We start from the raw sequence: 18,314 nt of genomic DNA, 5'->3' as shown, positions 1-18,314 counted from the left end.
GCCCGTCCCCCACGGATCGATGTGACCGACCTCCGGCCGCTTTTCTGCGGGCGGCGATCTCCGTGCTGGCGCTCTACGCGTTCGTGCTCCAGGCCTTCCTCGGTGGGCTGATGCCGGTCCCGGCCGCGGCCGAGGGACTATGCGCCCAGCATGCCGCGGGCGATGCGGCGCCGGGCAAGGCCCTGCCGCACGGCCATGGCGATTGCTGCACAGCCGCGCAGGCGTCCGCCACGGCGCTTCCGGCGCGGGCGGCTTCGGCCGTCATCGTGTGGACGATCGCGGTGGCCTCGTGCCCGACCTGGGCGACGACCGACGGACCGCGCGCCCGCGCCCCGCCCGGCGGCATCGCGTCACCGCGAGGTCCCCCCGCCGCCTGAGCGATATCCCCCCTCGGATCTCTCAGGACGGATGCATTCCCATGAAGACCTTTGTCTCGGCCGCCCTCGGGCTCGGCCTGCTCGCCTCCGCGGCGCAGGCCCACGCGGTGCTGGAGCGCAAGCAGGCGAGCCCCGGCGCGTCGTATCGCGGCGTCGTTCAGATCATGCACGGCTGCAGCGGCAAGCCGACCACCCGGGTGAGCGTGACCATCCCGGAGGGGCTGATCGGCGCCAAGCCGATGCCGAAGCCCGGCTGGACGCTGGCGACGACGCGCGGCGCCTACGCGAAGACCTACACGACTCATCACGGCACCGCCTCGGAGGGGGTGACGGCGATCACCTGGAGCGGCGGCTCCCTGCCGGACGACGAGATCGACGAGTTTACCTTCCTGGCGCAGGTGGCCGACACGTTCGAGCCGGGCGCGACGGTCTACGTCCCCGTGCAGCAGGATTGTTCGGAGGGCGGCTATTCCTGGACCGAGGTGCCGAAGCCCGGTCAGGACGCCCATGACCTGAAGGCGGCCGCTCCCGCGTTCCGCATTGTTCAGGTCGCGCAGATGGGCGGAGCGATGGCGGCTCCCGCGGCGTCTCCCGCCGCATCGGCGCCCGTGAAGGCCGGCGACCTGACTATCGAGACGCCCTGGCTCCGGGCGACGCCGAACGGTGCCAAGGTGGCGGGCGGCTATGTCCGGATCACCAATACCGGGAGCACGCCCGATACGCTCACCGGTGCCGCCGTGCCCTTCGCCAAGTCGGGGGACATCCACTCCATGTCGATGGACGGCGGCGTCATGAAGATGGCCCCGGTCTCGGGCGGCCTGACGATCAAGCCCGGCGAGACCGTCGAGCTGAAGCCCGGCGGCTACCACCTCATGTTCGAGGGGCTTACCGGGGCGCCGAAGGCCGGCGAGAGCGTGTCGGGCACGCTGACCTTCCAGCGCGCCGGCTCCGTGCCGGTGACCTTCTCGGTTGCGCCGATCGGTGCGGCGTCGCCGGGCGGGCAGCACCAGCACCAGCACTAGCGTTTCCGGACGCCCCGCCGAGCGGCCGACCATGACGGCCCCGGTTCTTGCCGGAAGCGGGCCCGCGGGTCCGACGCCCCTCCCCGTGCGGGAGTGGGTGCCCGTCGTGCTGCCGCGGCTGCGAACCCGACGCGGACCGGGCCGCCTGCTTCTGGCGGTCCTGGTTCTCTACGCGCTGGCGCTCCAGATCGTGCTCGGCGGCATGGCGATGGCCGCCGCGCTCGGGCCCGACCACGTCCTGTGCCTCGCCGATGGCGGCGCGCACGGGTCGGCGCCGGACAAGACGCACCTGCCGGCCCACGGCCATCTGACCTGCTGCACATTCTCCCACGCCGCCGGTCCTGCCGCCCTCCCCGCACCCGAACCGGACGCGGTCACGCGGCGTCCGATCTGCGTCGCGGCTCCGGGAGCGCGGGCGCATCGCCTTACCATGCCGCGGGCGCCGCCCCGGCGCGGTCTCGGAGCCCGCGCGCCCCCCGCCGTCTGATCGATCGCCCGCCTCTCCCGATCGCCAGACACGGATTTCCACCCATGCCCCGCCCAACCCGGGTCGGCCGCCGCGCCGCGCTCACCCTCCTCGCCTGCGCGGTGCCGCTCGCCGCGCGCGGTCAGACCGCGCCGGCCGCGGCGGTCGCCCTCCCCGAACTCAGCGTGGTCGGCAGCGCCACGCCGACCGGCCCGCTGCCGGGGGAAGCGCGCGGCTCGCTCTCGGTGCCGAGCGTCGATACGCAGCGTGCGACACTCTACGGGACCGTCGGCTCGGTGGCCTTCGTGGACGCCGCCACGATCCAGGATCGCTACGCCAACACCGCCATACGCGACGTCCTCAAGGACGTGCCCGGGGTCTACGTGCAGGAGCGCTACGGGCAGGAGCTGCGCCTGTCGGTGCGCGGCTCCGGCGTCGCCCGGAACTTCCACCTGCGCGGCATCGAGCTGCTGCAGGACGGCATCCCGTTCAACCTCGCGGATGGCAGCGGCGACTTCTACCAGATCGATCCGCTCGCCCTGCGTTCGGTCGAGGTCTACAAGGGCGGCAACGCCCTCACCTTCGGGGCGACCACGCTCGGCGGCGCGATCAACTTCGTCACGCCGACCGCCTACACGGCACTGGCGCCCAACATCCTGCGTCTCGACGGCGGCAGCTTCGGCACGATCCGCGAGCAGGCGCAGATGTCCCGCATCGACGGGCCGCTCGACGTGCTGGTCAACGCGACGCTCACCAATTCCGACGGCTTCCGCGCCCACGAGGCGCAGGCGACCCGGAACTTCAACGCCAATATCGGCTACCGGATCGCGCCCGATATCGAGACCCGCTTCTATCTCGGCACCTACATCACCGACCAGAAGCTGCCGGGCAGCCTGACCCTCGGCCAGAGCCTGACCACCCCGACGCTCGCCAACCCCACCGCGATCACCGGCAATCAGTCGCGCAAGGTCGAGACGGAGCGGATCGCCAACCGCACATCGTTCCTGCTCGACGTCGGCAAGCTCGATGTGGACACCTGGGCGATCCACAAGAGCCTGTATCATCCGATCTTCCAGGCCATCGACCAGGATGGCTGGACCTACGGGATCAGCCCGCACTGGGCCGGCACGTTCGATCTCGGCGGCTTCCGGGACGACGTCGTCCTGGGCCTGCGCGCCTACGCGGGCCAGAACTCGGCGCTCCAGTTCGTCAACATCCGCGGCCAGCGCGGTGCCAAGACGCTGAATTCCCTTCAGAGCGCGTCGAGCTACGAGGCCTATGGCGAAAACCGGTTCTGGTTCCTGCCGGACGTGGCGCTGATGACGGGCGCCAAGGCGTTCTCGCCGAACCGGACCTTCAGCGACAAGGGCGGCGTGCCCGGGAACGTGACGCCGCGCTTCGCCGACCTGACCTATTCCGGGATCAACCCGAAGATCGGCCTGCTCTGGCAACCGCTGCCCGACCTGCAGGTCTTCGGCGACGTCACCCGGTCCCGCGACGTGCCGGACTTCTCCGACCTCGTGCAGCAGAACCTGCTGAACACAACCTTCGTCCCGCTTCAGGCCCAGCGGGCCTGGACCTACGAGGCCGGGGCCCGCGGCCGGGTCGACCGCCTCGCCTTCGACGTGACCCTCTACCGGTCGGACCTGCGCGACGAGCTGATCAACTTCTCGACCAATCCCGGCCTCAACATCCCGGCCGCCACCTTCAACACGCCGCGCTCGATCCACCAGGGCGTCGAGGCGGCCGTCACGCTCGATGTCGCCCGGGACCTCGCCGCGGCCGGCGACGGTTTGAGCCTGACGCAGATCTGGACCCACAACGACTTCCGCTTCGTCCGCGATCCGGTCTTCGGCAACAACCGCATCGCCGGCATTCCGCCGGATGTCCTGCGCACCGTCCTCAGCTACCGGCACCCGAGCGGCTTCCACATCGCTCCGGCCCTCGACTGGGTGCCGCAGGGCGCCTTTGCCGATCACGCCAACACCCTCCGGGTGCCGGGCTACGCGCTCCTCGGGATCGAGGCCGGGATCGACTTCGCCAACGGCGTCTCGCTGTTCGTGGATGCCCGCAATCTCACGGATGCGCGCTACGTGTCGGACGTCGCGGTGGTCGCCAACGCCGCCGCGACGGCCGGCGGTGCGGGCGCATTGGCGGCGTTCTATCCTGGCAATGGTCGCAGCGTATTCGGCGGCGTCCGCGCCTCGTTCTGAGCGCTGGTATCCGCCCCCGACGAATATATGTGCAGACGGAAGCGGCCCATTAAGGTTAAGAAACGATGAACCCTGATGTCGCCGCCGATCGGCGCTAAGATTGCCCCGTCGTCGGAAAGCCACGGACGGAGCGTCCCAAATCCGGACGGACAGGCCGTCGGACGGCACAGGAGAGGCAGAATGAACGGCTTCGATGTCACGTTCCGGGACGATCAGGACTGGGTCGATTTCGGTAAGTCCTACGTCAATTCCGAAGCCTTCAAGACGCTGTTTCGCGAGGGGATGACGCTCGCCGAGGAGACGGCCGCCTATCTCGACGGTGAGGGCCGCGACGAGTCGCGTCTCGTCTCCCGCGACGCGACGCTGAGCTACGCGGCCGAGAGCATGCGTCTGACGACGCTGCTGATGCAGATCGCCTCCTGGCTGCTGGTGCAGCGCGCGGTCGCCGAGGGCGAGATGACCCCGGCCGAGGCGCTCCTAGAGAAGCACCGGGTCAAGCTCGGCAGTACCGAGCCGCCGAAGCCGCAGGATTTCACCCTGCTGCCGGTGCGGCTCCAGCAGTTGATCCTGCGGGCGCGGCGGCTGCACACCCGCATCCTGCACCTCGACGTGCTGATCACCGAGGACCGGCCGACCCCGGCTCCGGTCGAGAGCCCGGTGGCGCAGCAGCAGGGACTCCTGCGGATGGCGTTCCGCATGGCCGAGGGCTGACCGCGTTCGGGCACGATCGGATGCACCACCCGTCCTCAGCGGGCATCTGCTGAGGACGGCCGCCACACCGACCGGGCGCGCAACGCAAAACGGGCGGCCTCACGCGGAGACCGCCCGTCCTGTTGGCGCCACGCCGAAGGCGCAGCGCCCGATCCGTCTGGATCTCAGCGCTTGCCGAGGTTGCCGAAGCGCGAGTTGAAGCGCGAGACACGGCCGCCGCGGTCGAGCATCTTCTGCTCGCCGCCGGTCCAGGCCGGGTGGGTGAGCGGATCGATGTCGAGATTGAGGGTGTCGCCCTCCTTCCCGTAGGTCGAACGGGTCTGGTACTCGGTACCATCCGTCATAACGACCTTGATGAAGTGGTAGTCGGGGTGCTCGGTCCCCTTGGCCTTCGCGGCCGCGTCCTTCGCCATGACCTGTCGTCCCTGATCTGGCACGCCGGCGGGAAGCGCAGGAGGCGCCGCCCGACCCGGAATGCGGAAGATATCACCGGTTGCACCGAACCGTGGGTTCGTGGCAACGGCACGTCCAAGCCGACCGTGGTGGCGGCCCGCGGCCATTGAACACACGCAATCGGATGAGCGGCGGCGTATACCGCAGGCTCTCCCCGGTCACAAGCGCCGTGGACCGGGTGAATGACTGACACGTGAGGCGTGATGGCCCGTAGACCCAAGGCGGCCGCGGAAGGCCGGCCCAAAGCCCCGCTCAGCGCGCTCCGGCCGCTGCTGCCCTTCGCGCTGCACTATCGCGGGCGAATCGTCGCCGGCCTCGTCGCCCTCGTCTGTGCCTCGGCCTCGACGCTGGTCGTGCCGATCGCCATGCGCCGGGTGATCGACCACGGCTTCACGGCCGACGGCTCGGGCGTGATCGATGCCTACTTCCTCGCACTGCTGGGCGTTGTCGCGGCCTTCGCGCTGTCGAGCGCGGCGCGCGTCTACACGGTGGTGACGCTGGGCGAGCGCGTGGTGGCTGACCTGCGCAGCGCCGTGTTCGCGCGGCTGACGCAGCTGGATCCGGCCTTCTTCGACCGGGCCCAGTCCGGCGAGATCGTCTCGCGACTCACGGCGGACGCGACGCAGATCAAGTCGGCCTTCGGCGTGTCGGTCTCGATCCTGCTGCGCAACCTGTTCCTGTTCGTGGGCGCCACCGCCATGATGGTGATCACGAGCCCGCGTCTTTCCGTGATGGTTCTGGCGGCGATCCCGGTCATCGTGTTCCCGCTGATCTTCTCCGGCCGCGGCGTGCGGCGCCGCTCCCGCGCCGCGCAGGATCGCTTGGCCGATGCCTCCGCCTACGCCGCCGAGGCGGTCGGGGCGGTTCGGACCATGCAGGCCTTCGGTCGCTCGGCCACGACCGCGGCCCGCTTCGCGGCCGCCTCCGAGGACGCCTACGCGGCCGCCCGCGCCTCCATCCGCGCCCGGGCCCTGCTGACCGGCGTCGCGATCTTCCTGATCTCTGCCTCGGTGGTCGGGGTGATGTGGTATGGCGCCCAGGGCGTCCTCAACCATACGATGACGGGCGGCGAACTCTCGCAATTCGTGCTCTACGCTGTCTTCGGCGCGGGCGCCCTCGGCCAGCTCTCCGAGGTCTACGGCGACCTCGCCATGTCGGCCGGGGCGGCCGAGCGCCTCACCGAGATCCTCGCCGCCGAACCCGCGATCCGCGCGCCGTCGCCGGCCCTGCCGCTGCCCGACCCTGCGCGGGGGGCCGTGGCCTTCGAGGATGTGCGCTTCGCCTATCCGACCCGCCCGGAACACGCCGCCCTCAGCGGCCTCAGCTTCGCGGCCGCGCCCGGCGAGCGCATCGCCATCGTGGGGCCGTCCGGGGCCGGCAAGTCGACGGTGTTCCAGCTGCTCCTGCGCTTCTACGATCCCCAGGCCGGCCGGATCGTGGTCGATGGGGCCGATATCGCGCAGGTCGATCCCGAAAACCTGCGCGCCCGCATCGCCCTGGTTCCGCAGGACCCGGTGGTTTTCTCCGGGACCGTCAGCGAGAACATCCGCTATGGCCGCCCCGAGGCCGCGGAGGCGGAGGTCCGGCGCGCGGCCGAGCTCGCCAACGCGCACGGCTTCATCACTGCCCTGCCGCAGGGCTACGCGACCCAGGTGGGCGAGCGCGGCGTGACGCTCTCGGGCGGACAGCGGCAGCGCATCGCCATCGCGCGGGCCATTCTCAAGGACGCGCCGATCCTGCTCCTCGACGAAGCGACTTCGGCGCTGGACGCCGAATCCGAGCGCGCCGTCCAGGCCGCCCTCGACACGCTGATGCAGGGACGCACCACCCTGGTGATCGCACATCGGCTGGCCACGATTCGCGCCGCGGACCGAATCCTGGTGCTCGACGACGGCCGTATCGCCGAGACCGGGACCCACGAGACCCTGCTGGCGCAGGGCGCGCTGTACGCGCAGCTCGCGAACCTGCAATTCACCGACGCGCTGGATGAGACCGCCCGGGGCAAGGAGCCGCGAACGCGCGGCGAGCGTCTGCCGGCGGCAGAATGAGGCGCGCGGCACCGCGACAGGCACGGCCCCGCCGTGTAGGACTGTCGCGATGCCAATGCTCGACCTCGCCCGCTTCCCGCGCCTGCCGCTGCTGACGCAGCCGACGCCGATCGAGCCCCTGGACGGGCTAACGCGCCATCTCGGCGACACCCTCAACGGCGTGCGGATCTTCGTGAAGCGCGACGACGTGGCGGGGATCGGGCTCGGGGGCAACAAGCTGCGCAAGCTCGAATACCTGCTCGGCGCGGCTCGGGCGGAGGGCGCCGACACCGTCGTCACGGTCGGCGCCATCCAGTCGAACCACGCGCGGCTCACCGCGGCCGCGTCCGCGCAGGCAGGCCTCGCCTGCGAGCTGTTCCTGACACGCAGCGTGCCGCGCCAGGATCCGGACTATACCGGCAACGGCAACCGGCTGCTCGACGACGTGTTCGGGGCCACGGTTCACGAGCTGCCGGGCGATGCGGATTCCCTGGCGGCCGCCGAGGCGCGGGCGGCAGAGCTTCGCGGCCAGGGCCGCCGGGTCTACACCTTCCCGTCCGGCGGCTCGAGCCCGACCGGCTGCCTGGGATACGCGAACTGCGCCGCGGAGATCCTGTCTCAGGCGGACCAGCTGGGTCTGAGCTTCGCGCAGATCATCACGGCGAACGGCAGCGCCGGCACCCATGCCGGCTTCGTGGCGGGCCTCGCCGCCATGGGCCTCGACACCACGCTGGCCAAATCCTTCGCGGTGCTCGCCGAGGACGCGCGCGCCCGCGCAGAAGTGCTCGAGAAGGCGAACGCCACGCTCGCGTTGATCGGGTCCGAGCGGCGCGTGTCGCCGCAGGACATCAACCTCGACGGCACGCATCGCGGGTCGGGCTACGGCATCCCCACCGACGGCATGCTCGAGGCGGTGCGGCTCATGGCACGGACGGAGGGCAAGCTCCTCGACCCGGTCTACAGCGGCAAGGCCTTCGCGGGCCTGCTGCACGATGTCCGCGCCGGCCTCTACCCGGCAGGGTCGTCCGTGCTGTTCCTGATGACGGGCGGGACGCCCGGCCTGTTCGCCTACAAGGAAGCGCTCGCCGGCTGAGGCCGCCCTCAAGGCCTTCAGGCGCGCGCGCGCCGCATCGCATCGGCCTTGTCGTGCGACCGCTGGGCCGCGGCCTGAATCCGGCCGACCTGCGACACCAGCGTGTCCGTGGCCCTGGCCATCTGCCCGGCCAGATCCTTCACCTCCGCGGCGGCGGCCGCGAAGCCGCGCCCGGCCTCGCCGTCTCGGGCCGCCGCGATCGAGGCTCGGAGGGCCATCAGGCCGGTCTGTCCGGCGATCGCGGCCAGCAGGCCGGTCACGTCCTCGCCCGCCGACATGTCATGGGCGGGAGCGGCCGCCGCCTCGACCGCCCGCAGGCGGATCAACCCGTCCTCGAAAACCCGCATGGCCGCCGCGACGGCTTCGGCCTGCGCGACGGCTTCCTCAGGACCACATTCCATCGTGGCCGTCTCGAAAGGCGTCGTCCCGGAGAGTTCGGGCGCCGTTCGCCCGTCGGGGCGCATTGATACGTTGCGATTCGACATCGATCCCACCCTCCTCGGATCGCCCGCACCCTGCAGCATCAAGGATAACGCAGAGTTAATTTCTCATGGGCGCTGGCGGAGCGCCGATGCCCCAGATTTTTTCTAGTCTAATTTGTAGCGATTCGGCACGCTCTGCGCATCGCGCGCAAGAACAGGCCAGATTGTGCAAGAGATTTATTCTCGCCAGAATAGATTGGCCAGAAAAATACTATCTGCCGATTTTCAGAAACATGCGATTGGGCCAACCCATGAGATCAAGTGGCGGCGCGAGTCGCCAGCTTCGGCCTTGCGACACGCTGAGCGGGCAAGGAGCGTACGGGCGAGCCGCGACGACCGGCTCTTCCCCCATCCTTGCCCTCATTCTGAGGTGCCCGCGTCAGCGGTCCTCGAAGGAGGGCTCCAGGGACCGCGCGGCTGGCTGGAGGCCTCCGCTGCGCTCCGGCGCCTCAGGATGAGGCCGCGGGGAGATGCCCCAACCCCGGCCCGCCATCAGCGTCCCGTCATCGATCGTTTCAGGGTGGCCCAGAAACGGCTTCAGCGCTCCGTGAGCTTCATCTCGATCCGACGGTTGCGGGCGTAGGCCTCTTCGGTGGTGCCGGCATCGAGCGGCTGGAACTCGCCGAAGGCGCCGGCCAGGAGATGCTGGGCGGGGGTCCCCTTCCCGGCCAGATACTGCACAACCGCGATGGCGCGGGCAGCCGAGAGTGCCCAGTTGGACGGGAATTGCGACGTGTTGATCGGCCGGGCATCGGTATGGCCGTCGACCCGCAGCACCCAGGGCAGATCCGCCGGGATCTGCTTGGCGAGGTCCGCGATAGCGCCGGCGATGCGGTCCAGCTCAGGGCCGGCCTCGGGCTTCAGGGTCGCGGAACCGGCGGGGAACAGCACCTCGGATTGCAGCACGAAGCGGTCGCCGACCACGCGAATATCCGGGCGGTTGCCGAGGATCTGGCGCAGGCGTCCGAAGAAGTCCGACCGGTACCGGGCGAGTTCCTGGACCTTCTGGGCCAACGCGACGTTCAGCCGGCTGCCGAGCTCGGCGATGCGCGCCTGGGATTCCCGGTCACGGCTCTCGGAGGCCGCGAGGGCGTCCTCCAGGGCGGCGAGCTGGCGGCGCATGGCGCTGATCTGCTCGTTGAGCAGATCCACCTGCGAGAGCGCCCGCTTGGTCGCGCCCCGCTCGGCCTCGAGCTGCTTGTCGAGGGCACCCGCCGCGCCCTGGCTGACCGTCGCAGCCTCGGCCTGGGACTTGGCCTCGTCGCGTTCGGCCTCGACGCCGGCGAGCGTCGTGCGGAGATTGCGGGCCTCGTCCTCCTGGCTGCGCCGGTTCGAGCGCTCCAGGGCGAGGAGATCGGTCAGGTCGGCGATCTGCCGGTTGAGTCTAACCAGCGTCTCGTCCCGGCCGGTGAGTTCCTGAGACAGGAAAAACTGACCGACGACGAAGATCGTGAGCAGGAACACCACTGACAGCAGCAGCGTCGCCAGCGCGTCGACGTAGCCGGGCCAGACATTGAGCGTGCGCCGCGTGCGGGTCGCCGTGGAGGCCACTACACCCGCTCCCGGCCGAGCCGGTCGAGCGCCTGCTTCAGCTCGCGCTCACGGCTCGCCTGCGCCTCGACCCAGTCGCGGATCATCTGCTGCTCGGCGCGCATGTGCTGGACGAGGCCCTGAATGCCCTCGGCGAGGTTGGTCATGGCGAGCGTGGCGGCGCGGCTGCCCCCGCCCTCGGCCACCAATGCGCTCAGGCGGTCGATCGCGTCCTTCAGCTCCTGCGTGCCCGCGGCCGGCCGGGCCACCACGACCCCCGCCTCGGCGGCCGTCTCGCCGGACATCAGCCAGTCCTGCAATTCGTTGTGGAACCGGGCATGGGCCTGGCCCGCCTGCAGTTCCAGGAAGCCGGTGATCAGCGAGGAGGCGAGGCCGAACAATGAGGCCGAGAAGGCGAGGCCGATCCCCGACAGCGGCACGGCCAGACCGGATTTCAGCTCGCCGAACATCACCCCGGCATCGCCGCCGCCGCGCATCCCCTTGATCACACCGCCCACCGCCGAGAGCGTGTCGATGAGGCCCCAGAACGTGCCGAGCAGGCCGAGCAGGATCAGGATGCCGGCGATGTAGCGCAGCATCTCGCGGCCCTCGCCGAGGCGCACCGCGATCGTGTCGAGATAGCCGGCGGTCCCCGGAAGGGTCGTCCCGGCGGCCCGGGCCGCGATCATCGGCGCCATGGGGGCCAGGAGCGCCGGCGGCTGCTTGGCCTGGGCGCCGCGCGCCACGGCGTTGACGTAGCTGGTCTCGCGGAACAGCCGGATGACCTGGCCGAAGGCGATCAGCACCGCGATCAGCAGCACGCCGAGGATAAGCCCGTTGAGTCCGGGATTGGCCAGGAAGGCCGGCGTGATCTGCTTGAACAAGATGAAGGCTAGGAAGCCGACGAGGATCAAAAAGATCAGCATCCGCCCGAGATAGATCCCGGGCCGTGCCAGCGGCTCTCTCTTGACTTCGCCGGTATCGCGGGCGGCCATCGATCGCTTTAGCCTAATCTCGAGATGCGGTCGCCGGTGGCGCCCGTCGCGGCCACTGTGGGGGCAGGCCTGCACGCGATCAAGTCACGCAAAGGACACGCTAATCCCAGAAGTGCGGCGCACTCTCCTCGAGATTCGGCCCGAGGCGCAGGGCCGCGACCCGGGTGGCGAGGCCGCGCGCGTCGGTCTCGACGGCGATCCCGCAGAGCGTCCCCTCGCCGACGGCGACCTCCCAGCGGGATCCCGGCGTCTTCTGGATCATGCGGCGGATCGGCTCGTCCTTCTGCATGCCGATGACCGAGTCGTAATCGCCGCACATGCCGGCATCCGACATGTAGGCCGTGCCGCCGGGCAGGATCCGGTGGTCGGCGGTGGGGGTATGGGTGTGGGTCCCGACCACGAGGCTCGCGCGGCCGTCGAGGTAATGGCCGAAGGCCTGCTTCTCGCTGGTCGCCTCCGCGTGGACGTCGACCACCACGGCGTCGGCCGCCGCGCCGAGGGGGCAGGCGGTGAGCTCGCGCTCGACCGCGGCGAAGGGATCGTCCATCGCGTCGAGGAAGACCCGGCCCATGACGTTGACCACGAGGACGCGCGCGCCCGCCTGCGTCTCGATGACCGTCGCCCCGCGGCCGGGCGTGCCGGGCGGGTAGTTGGCCGGGCGCACCAGCCGGGGCTGTCGGGCGATGAACACCAGGGCCTCGCGCTGGTCGAAGCTGTGGTTGCCGAGCGTCACGGCGTCGGCGCCGGCCTGGATCAGCTCGTCGCAGATCGTCTCGGAGATGCCGAAGCCGCCGGCCGCGTTCTCGCCGTTGACCACCACGCAGTCGAGGCGCCAGCGCTCGCGCAGGCGCGGCAGGCGCTCGCAGACCACATGGCGGCCCGAGCGGCCGACGACATCGCCGAGGAAGAGCAGGCGCATGGGTCAGGCCGTCCTGTCGAAACGGATGACCTCCGCTTCCGTGATCACGAAATGCAGCGGCCGGTCGTGCGGCTCGGCGGGCACGTCCGCGACCTCCTGGGCGGCGAACCCGATCCCGACGGTCAGGATCGGCCGATGGCGCGACAGTCGCGTGATCGCGCCATCGTAGTAGCCGCGACCGTAGCCGATGCGCTGACCGGTCCGGTCGAAGGCCGCGAGGGGCACGATCAGGGCGTCGGGATCGACGGGGGGCAGCGCGGGATCCGGCTCGCTCAGGCCGAAGCTGCCGGCGACCAGGGCCTCGCCCAGGCGCCACTCCCGGAAGACGAGGCCCTCCGGCGTCACATGAGGCAGCGCCACGGCCTGTCCGCGGGCGAGCAGGCCCTCGGCGGCGGGACGCGGATCCACCTCGCTGCGGATCGGCCAGAAGGCCCCGACCAGGCGGGCCTCGGTGAGTTCGGGCAGCGCGAGCAGCGCCCGGGCGATCACCGCCGAGGCGGCCTGTCGCGCGGCCGGGTCGAGCGCGTCGCGCGCCGCAAGGGCAGCGCGCCGGAGTTCCGCCTTGCGCGCCACGTCGGGGGATTCGGAATCAGGAGAAGTCGGGTGCGGAGCCACGTGAGCCGTTGGAGGATCGATCCCGGGAAACCTACAGCGTAGGTGGGCGCCGTGTTGGCCAAGTCCAGGGACGAGGCCAGGGACAGCTCCCGAGGGAGTCGATAAGGCCCCGGGGATAGTGCTCCTGACGAACTCTGCAGCCCCGCCACCGACATGTAGCTGTCCGGGCGGCCAACCGCCAGGGCCATGCCGGCTAAAAATCGGTTCCCCGCCGCATCCGGGATCAGGAACGAGACGGCGTCAGAAGCGCCGCGCGCGAGCGGCACCGTCGATGCATTCGATGCCGCCGCCGGCGTTCAGGGTATGCAGGCGGCTGCCCGGCCAGCCTGGGCCCGGCGGAATCCGGGCGAGGACGGTCTGCGCGAAGCCGTCGCCGTCGAGCCGGTCGATCCGCGCCAGCGCCAGGGCGCGGCCGTAGCCGGCGGCGCAATCCTGGATCGGGCGGATCAGATGTCCGCCGCGCAGGACGATGCGCCCGGCCGGACGCGCGAGCGCGGGATCGACCAGCACCGGATTGGACGGATGCGGCGTGTAGGGCCCCCGGAAGTCTGGTGCGGACCAGAGGTAGAGGGCGTCGTGGAAGGAGCCCGCACCGGCCGGCGCGTCGCGCTCGGCGTCGCGCACGGTGGCGAAGATCCACCAGCGCCCCCCATGCTCGACCAGGGTCGCATCGCTCGCGACCACGCCGGACAGAAGCGTCGTCTCCTTGACCCAGCCGCCGGGAAAGCGCGTCGCGCGATACAGGTCGACCGTGCCGGCCGCCGAGCTTTCCGGCACCATCCAGACCGAACCCTCGCGTTCGAAAACAAACGGATACGAGAGGTGGTGGGGCTCCTCCAGAACCGGGACGGGCGCGCCCTCGGGACCGTCCGGACCGAAGCGGACCACCGAGATGATCGCCTTTCCAGTCGCGTGCGGAAAATCCTCGACGAAGAGGTGCGTCGTTCCGGCGACGGCGATCGGGAACGGATCGGCGTAGAAACGGCGGCCGTCGTCCGGCAGCACGGTCCAGCCCGAGTCGGGCAGCCGCCCGAGATCAATCAGGTCGGGTCCCACGAGGCGCCGCCATCCGCAACGCCAGTGCGGGGCGTTGTAGCAGAGGCGGTAGAGCCGGTGGACGAGCGCGCCGGCGAGCATCCGCCCGGCCTGCCTGCCGAAAACCGGCAGCGTCAGGCCGCCGGATCGAGCCTCCGGCTCGGCCGAGCCGGCCGGCGCGGCCGCGCGCCCCGCGATCCGGTCGCAAAGGGCCGCGGTGATCACCGTCACCGTGCGGGCCAGCGCATCGTCGAAGCTCGGGAGCACGACGCCCGGCCGGTCGGCGCCGAGACGGCTCTCGGCGATGATCCGGCCGTCCGCCGCCAGCGTGGCACGCGGAACGGCGTGGGCGAGCAGAGAGGCGAGCAGCGCCGCCTCGCCCGGCGCGCCGTCATAGGCCAGCTGCCAGGTCGCAGGACCGGGCGGGACGTCGCCGCACAGGTCGATCACGAGATCGGCTGCCGTGTCGCGGTGACGCCACCGGTCGAGTTCGTGTAGCGGAAGGGGCGCCGATCCGAGCGGCTGCAGGCCATGGACCAGGGCCTCGAGCCGGAAGAGCAAATCGGCGCTGGTCGGCCATGCCCCAGGCCCGGGCGCGTCGTCGACGCTCACGCTCAGGATTCCGGGGATGTCTGAGATCCGCCGCAGCAGCGCAGCCTGCCACCGGCGCGGTCGCGTCCCGTCGAGGCGAACTCTCACATGCATCGGCGTTCGCGTTCCGGCCCAGCGCGATGATCCGTCGCTCCGTGGACCAGGCAACGCTATATCCCGTCAGCCGTATCGAGAACGATAAGATCGCGAAAGGGCGCTCAAACCTGTGAAGAGCGTTTACCAACGTTCCAGTAATCAGCGTTTCTCGCTCGACCGATCGCAGTTATCACGGCTTGTCAGAAGCCCGCGCGACTCTTGCAGCAGGGCATGTCACCCGGGTGGGACTGACCTGGATTGAGACGACGGTGACCGATCGTGGCACGGATCGACCCTAATATCGCTGTCGCAACCTGGCTCACCCCCGTGCAGCCCGGTTATCCCGAGCGGCCGAGCCCCAGCCAGCCGGAGACCACGGCCGAGTTCGGAGACCTCTGGCGCATCCTGTGGCGCCGCAAACGGCTCGTCTTCGGGACGGCCTTGCTGCTCGGCCTGCTGGTCCTGGCCTACGCCCTGATCACCCCGTCCCTCTACACCGCCGCGGCCCAGATCCTGATCGATCCCCGCGACCGGCAGGTCGTGTCCAACGACGTCAATCCGGGCGCGCTCTCTCCGGACGGCGGCATCGCGCAGGTCGAGAGCCAAGTGCGGGTGATCGAGTCGGACGCGGTCCTCGGACGCGCCGTCGCGCAGGCCGGCCTGGAGAAGGAGCCCGGTTTCGGGGTGCCTCAGGACAATCCCGTGCTCAAGGCCCTCGCCGCCCTGCGGGAGATGATCACCGGTCCCAAGGCGGAGCGGCATGTCGATCCGCGCGGCCGCGCGCTCGACCAGCTGCGGCGGCGCCTCGCGGTGAAGCGCGCCGACAAGGTTTTCGTGATCGACGTCGTCGTCACGACGACGGACCCGGACCTCTCGGCCCGCATCGTCAACGCCATCGCGAACGCCTACCTGGCGGACCAGACGGATGCCCGATCCGATGCCGCAAGGCGCGCGGCGGGCGACCTGCGGGGCCGGCTCGATGAGCTGCGCAAGGCGGTCAACGTCGCCGACAAGAAGCTCGAGGATTACAAGGCCCGCAACGGGTTGATCGCCTCGAGCGGCCGCTTGGTGAACGAGCAGCAGCTGACCGATCTGAATACCCGGCTCGTGGCCGCCCAGGCCCGGACGGCGGAGGCGAAGGCGCGCCTGCAGGGCATTCGCAGCGCCCGCGGACAGCCGGTCGGGTCCGGCGCGATGCCGGAGGCGGTCCAGTCCTCCGCGATCGATCGCCTGCGCGGCCAGTATGCCGAACTCGCCGCCAAGGAGGCGGATCTGCGCACCAATCTGGGGGAGCGCCACCCCTTCATCGCCGCCGTGCGCACGCAGATGCAGGACGTCCGTCGGCTGATCGACGCGGAACTCAATCGCATCGCGGGCGCCGCCGAGACCGAGGCCCAGCGCGCCCAGGCCAATGAGCGGACGCTGACGGCCGAGCTGGAAAAGCTGCAGCGGCAATCGGCGGTGACCGCCCAGTCGTCCGTGCAGCTGCGCGAACTGGAGCGCGAGGTCGAGGCGGCGCGCTCGGTCTACAACAACTTTCTGGTCCGGGCCCGCGAGATCAAGGAGCAGACCAGCATCGACAGCTCCAACGCCCGGATCATCACGGCGGCCCGGCCGCCGCAGGATCCGAGCTGGCCGCCCCGGCTGATCCTGGTCGCCGCAGCGCTCGCGGGCGGACTTGGCCTCGGCGCGGGCCTCGCGCTGACGCGGGAGTACCTCGCGCCGACCGTTCTCTCCTCGCGCCAGCTCGAGAGGCTCTCGAACGCGCCGGTCGTCTCCGTGCTGCCGGGCGCCCGGCCGAGCCGCGCCAACGCGGCGGCCGCGGGCTTCACCCTCGACCATCTCGCGGCGACATCGGGGAGCCGCGCACCCTCGCTGGCGCTGCTCGTGACGTCCGGCAAGGCGGATGACGCGCAGCGCCGGGCCGTCATCCGGCTGCTTGCGTCGGTCGCGGTCGGGCGCGGGGACCGGGTGCTGCTCGTGGACGCGGATCTGCGCGCGGACGGGTCCGGCACGGGCGGCCTTCTCGACGTGCTGCGCAGCGAGCAGAGCCTCAACGCGGTCACGCAGACAGATCCGAAATCCGGGGTCCGCCGGATCGGCCTCGGCGACACTCAGAAACCGATCCGCGACGCGCTCACCCAGGCCAACATCGAGCGCTTCATCGCGGGCGTGAAGGGCCGGTTCGAGCTGGTGATCATCGACGGCGGCGTGCTCACCGAGAACTTGCGGCTCGGCCCCTTGGCGGCCGCAGCGGACAGGCTGCTCCTGGTCGCCTGTAACGGCACGACGCGCCAGAGCGACCTGATCGACCTCGTCGGCACCTCGGAGACGCTGGGGCGGCCGATCTCGGGCTCCGTGCTGCTGGGCGGACGCCGGGCTTGATGGATCCGCGTCCGGCGTCGATCGGGCACCGCTTCGATGCGCCCCAGCGGGCGGTTGCGGGCTCGGGCGTGATCGCGCGGGCCGAGGCCGTGGCTTTCCTGCTCTGGACGCTGGCGCTCGTCGGTGTCTCGGGCGGCCTGCTCTGGGCGCTCGGGCTCAATTACGACGGGATCAGCGGCTCGGCGCCGTCCAAGATCCATCCGGCCACCTACATGGCGGTCGCGCTGTTCGGCTGGGTGATGCTGCGCGCCGGCAACCCGGTCATTCCAGTGGCCAACGCGCTGACCCGCCCGGCCAGCGTTCTGCTGGCGGTCTGCGGCATCCTGCTCCTCGTCCTGATCGCGGCCCGGGGCGGAACGGGCCTCGCGGGCTCGATCGACACCTTCGTGCTGGCCGGCCTCGTCCCGATCCTGCTCATGGACCGCGACGATGCCACGCTCGGGCGGCTCGAGACCGTGTTCCACTTGGTCATGCTCGCCAATGCCCTGCTCGGGCTCTACGAGGCTGTGAGCGGCCAGCGCTTCTTCCCATTCCGGTTCGACGGGGTCGCGTTCGAGACCGATACCCGGTCTGCGGCGCTTCAGGGTCACCCGCTTGCCAACGCCACCATGACGGCCTGCTACATCCTCGCCCTGGCCAAGGGCGGCGGCCGGCTCGCCCCGCCCCTGCGCGCCGGCATGATCGCCCTTCAGCTCGTCGCGCTGGTCACCTTCGGCGGCCGCTCGGCCACCGTGACGACGCTCGTCCTCGGCAGCGGCGTCGGACTCTTCGCGCTGAACCGGACGCTGCGCAGCGGCCGGATCCCGCTCGCCGGTGCGGCCTGCGCCTGCTTCGCCCTGACGCTGGTGCCGCTGGCCGTGGCAGCCCTGGCCGAGATCGGCTTCTTCGACACGCTGTTGAGCCGCTTCGTCTCCGACGGCGGCAGCGCGCAGGCCCGGGTCGACATGCTGGCGATCTTCGACGCCATCCCGCTCCGGCAGCTGATGTTCGGGCCGGACCTCCTCCAAGTGAGCACCCTGCGGCGGATCTACGGCTTGGAATGGGGCATCGAGAACTCGATCATCTCGGACGTCTTCTACCACGGCGTGCTGGTGACGGCGGTGCTCGTGCTGGCGGTGGGCCTCTATCTCGCCGAGGTCGCGCGCACCTGCCGGCGGGGCGTCTGGCTCCCGATCCTGGCCTTCGTGATCCTGGTCAACACCTTCGAAGGCCTGGCCGGCAAGACCACGATGCTCGCCAAGTTCGCCCTGATGCTGATCGTCCTGTTCCCGCCCGTCCGACGCGCCCCGCGCCTCTGACGACGC

At 70.6% G+C, this 18,314-nt stretch carries 16 protein-coding genes and 1 other RNA gene; 9 read left to right on the top strand and 8 right to left on the bottom strand.

The window, feature by feature from the left end:
- Positions 1 to 62: 62 nt before the first annotated feature.
- The 5 genes from M6G65_RS30990 (at position 63) to rcdA (ending at position 4,789) form a co-directional block, all read left to right on the top strand.
- Positions 63 to 377: a hypothetical protein gene (locus M6G65_RS30990; protein WP_238194001.1), complete on the top strand. Its 315-nt coding sequence runs from the start codon at positions 63 to 65 to the stop codon at positions 375 to 377.
- Between the two features lie 41 nt (positions 378 to 418).
- The gene (locus M6G65_RS30985; RefSeq protein WP_238194000.1) at positions 419 to 1,399 is read left to right on the top strand and encodes a DUF1775 domain-containing protein; all 981 of its coding nucleotides are present in this window, start codon (positions 419 to 421) and stop codon (positions 1,397 to 1,399) included.
- Between the two features lie 31 nt (positions 1,400 to 1,430).
- Positions 1,431 to 1,886 (top strand): hypothetical protein, encoded by a 456-nt coding sequence (locus tag M6G65_RS30980; RefSeq protein ID WP_238193999.1) that lies wholly within the window; start codon positions 1,431 to 1,433, stop codon positions 1,884 to 1,886.
- 44 nt (positions 1,887 to 1,930) lie between these two features.
- Entirely contained in the window at positions 1,931 to 4,078 is a 2,148-nt protein-coding gene (locus tag M6G65_RS30975) for a TonB-dependent receptor family protein (protein ID WP_250103298.1), read from the top strand.
- 180 nt (positions 4,079 to 4,258) lie between these two features.
- Positions 4,259 to 4,789, top strand: coding sequence for a protease adaptor protein RcdA (gene rcdA / locus M6G65_RS30970; RefSeq protein WP_250103297.1), 531 nt, complete (start codon positions 4,259 to 4,261; stop codon positions 4,787 to 4,789).
- A gap of 164 nt (positions 4,790 to 4,953) precedes the next feature.
- Here the strand turns inward: rcdA and rpmE are convergent, their stop codons facing one another.
- Positions 4,954 to 5,202: a 50S ribosomal protein L31 gene (gene rpmE, locus M6G65_RS30965; protein WP_012322259.1), complete on the bottom strand. Its 249-nt coding sequence runs from the start codon at positions 5,200 to 5,202 to the stop codon at positions 4,954 to 4,956.
- Positions 5,203 to 5,445: 243 nt separating this feature from the next.
- On the opposite strand from rpmE, the gene M6G65_RS30960 reads away from it, so the two are divergent.
- Together M6G65_RS30960 and M6G65_RS30955 are read left to right on the top strand one after the other, a co-directional pair.
- Positions 5,446 to 7,290, top strand: coding sequence for an ABC transporter transmembrane domain-containing protein (locus M6G65_RS30960; RefSeq protein ID WP_250103296.1), 1,845 nt, complete (start codon positions 5,446 to 5,448; stop codon positions 7,288 to 7,290).
- A 49-nt stretch (positions 7,291 to 7,339) separates the two neighbouring features.
- Positions 7,340 to 8,362, top strand: a complete 1,023-nt coding sequence (locus M6G65_RS30955; protein WP_238193994.1) for a D-cysteine desulfhydrase family protein — start codon at positions 7,340 to 7,342, stop codon at positions 8,360 to 8,362.
- A gap of 17 nt (positions 8,363 to 8,379) precedes the next feature.
- Here the strand turns inward: M6G65_RS30955 and M6G65_RS30950 are convergent, their stop codons facing one another.
- The 7 genes from M6G65_RS30950 to M6G65_RS30920 form a co-directional block, all read right to left on the bottom strand.
- Positions 8,380 to 8,847, bottom strand: coding sequence for a methyl-accepting chemotaxis protein (locus tag M6G65_RS30950; RefSeq protein WP_238193992.1), 468 nt, complete (start codon positions 8,845 to 8,847; stop codon positions 8,380 to 8,382).
- 534 nt (positions 8,848 to 9,381) lie between these two features.
- A complete protein-coding gene (locus M6G65_RS30945) occupies positions 9,382 to 10,395 on the bottom strand; it encodes a peptidoglycan -binding protein (protein WP_250103295.1) in 1,014 nt (337 codons plus the stop codon).
- The gene (locus tag M6G65_RS30940) at positions 10,395 to 11,369 is read right to left on the bottom strand and encodes a MotA/TolQ/ExbB proton channel family protein (RefSeq protein ID WP_250103294.1); all 975 of its coding nucleotides are present in this window, start codon (positions 11,367 to 11,369) and stop codon (positions 10,395 to 10,397) included. The genes M6G65_RS30945 and M6G65_RS30940 overlap by 1 nt, the downstream gene beginning before the upstream one ends.
- Before the next feature lie 100 nt (positions 11,370 to 11,469).
- Complete coding sequence (locus tag M6G65_RS30935) at positions 11,470 to 12,288, bottom strand: TIGR00282 family metallophosphoesterase (protein ID WP_238193986.1); 819 nt, start codon at positions 12,286 to 12,288, stop codon at positions 11,470 to 11,472.
- A gap of 3 nt (positions 12,289 to 12,291) precedes the next feature.
- Positions 12,292 to 12,903 (bottom strand): 5-formyltetrahydrofolate cyclo-ligase, encoded by a 612-nt coding sequence (locus M6G65_RS30930; protein ID WP_238193984.1) that lies wholly within the window; start codon positions 12,901 to 12,903, stop codon positions 12,292 to 12,294.
- A non-coding RNA gene (gene ssrS, locus M6G65_RS30925) (6S RNA) lies at positions 12,893 to 13,049 on the bottom strand. The genes M6G65_RS30930 and ssrS overlap by 11 nt, the downstream gene beginning before the upstream one ends.
- 94 nt (positions 13,050 to 13,143) lie before the next feature.
- Complete coding sequence (locus M6G65_RS30920; protein WP_238193982.1) at positions 13,144 to 14,643, bottom strand: glucosamine inositolphosphorylceramide transferase family protein; 1,500 nt, start codon at positions 14,641 to 14,643, stop codon at positions 13,144 to 13,146.
- Between the two features lie 261 nt (positions 14,644 to 14,904).
- On the opposite strand from M6G65_RS30920, the gene M6G65_RS30915 reads away from it, so the two are divergent.
- Together M6G65_RS30915 and M6G65_RS30910 are read left to right on the top strand one after the other, a co-directional pair.
- Positions 14,905 to 17,010: a GumC family protein gene (locus M6G65_RS30915; RefSeq protein WP_238193980.1), complete on the top strand. Its 2,106-nt coding sequence runs from the start codon at positions 14,905 to 14,907 to the stop codon at positions 17,008 to 17,010.
- Positions 17,007 to 18,308 (top strand): VpsF family polysaccharide biosynthesis protein, encoded by a 1,302-nt coding sequence (locus M6G65_RS30910; protein WP_373323613.1) that lies wholly within the window; start codon positions 17,007 to 17,009, stop codon positions 18,306 to 18,308. The genes M6G65_RS30915 and M6G65_RS30910 overlap by 4 nt, the downstream gene beginning before the upstream one ends.
- The last annotated feature ends 6 nt before the right edge of the window (positions 18,309 to 18,314 follow it).

Origin of the sequence: Methylobacterium tardum, assembly GCF_023546765.1 — a bacterium.
GTDB classification, from domain to species: Bacteria; Pseudomonadota; Alphaproteobacteria; order Rhizobiales; family Beijerinckiaceae; genus Methylobacterium; species Methylobacterium tardum.
The sequence above is the reverse complement of the archived record's forward strand: the minus strand, read 5'-3'. Positions and strand labels throughout refer to the sequence as shown.

Excerpts from the sequence above, each read along its gene's own strand:
- M6G65_RS30985 (WP_238194000.1), top strand. The coding sequence starts at position 419 with ATGAAGACCTTTGTCTCGGCCGCCCTCGGGCTCGGCCTGCTCGCCTCC.
- M6G65_RS30980 (WP_238193999.1), top strand. The coding sequence starts at position 1,431 with ATGACGGCCCCGGTTCTTGCCGGAAGCGGGCCCGCGGGTCCGACGCCC.
- M6G65_RS30975 (WP_250103298.1), top strand. The coding sequence starts at position 1,931 with ATGCCCCGCCCAACCCGGGTCGGCCGCCGCGCCGCGCTCACCCTCCTC.
- rcdA (WP_250103297.1), top strand. The coding sequence starts at position 4,259 with ATGAACGGCTTCGATGTCACGTTCCGGGACGATCAGGACTGGGTCGAT.
- rpmE (WP_012322259.1), bottom strand. The coding sequence starts at position 5,202 with ATGGCGAAGGACGCGGCCGCGAAGGCCAAGGGGACCGAGCACCCCGAC.
- M6G65_RS30960 (WP_250103296.1), top strand. The coding sequence starts at position 5,446 with ATGGCCCGTAGACCCAAGGCGGCCGCGGAAGGCCGGCCCAAAGCCCCG.
- M6G65_RS30955 (WP_238193994.1), top strand. The coding sequence starts at position 7,340 with ATGCCAATGCTCGACCTCGCCCGCTTCCCGCGCCTGCCGCTGCTGACG.
- M6G65_RS30950 (WP_238193992.1), bottom strand. The coding sequence starts at position 8,847 with ATGTCGAATCGCAACGTATCAATGCGCCCCGACGGGCGAACGGCGCCC.
- M6G65_RS30940 (WP_250103294.1), bottom strand. The coding sequence starts at position 11,369 with ATGGCCGCCCGCGATACCGGCGAAGTCAAGAGAGAGCCGCTGGCACGG.
- M6G65_RS30935 (WP_238193986.1), bottom strand. The coding sequence starts at position 12,288 with ATGCGCCTGCTCTTCCTCGGCGATGTCGTCGGCCGCTCGGGCCGCCAT.
- M6G65_RS30920 (WP_238193982.1), bottom strand. The coding sequence starts at position 14,643 with ATGCATGTGAGAGTTCGCCTCGACGGGACGCGACCGCGCCGGTGGCAG.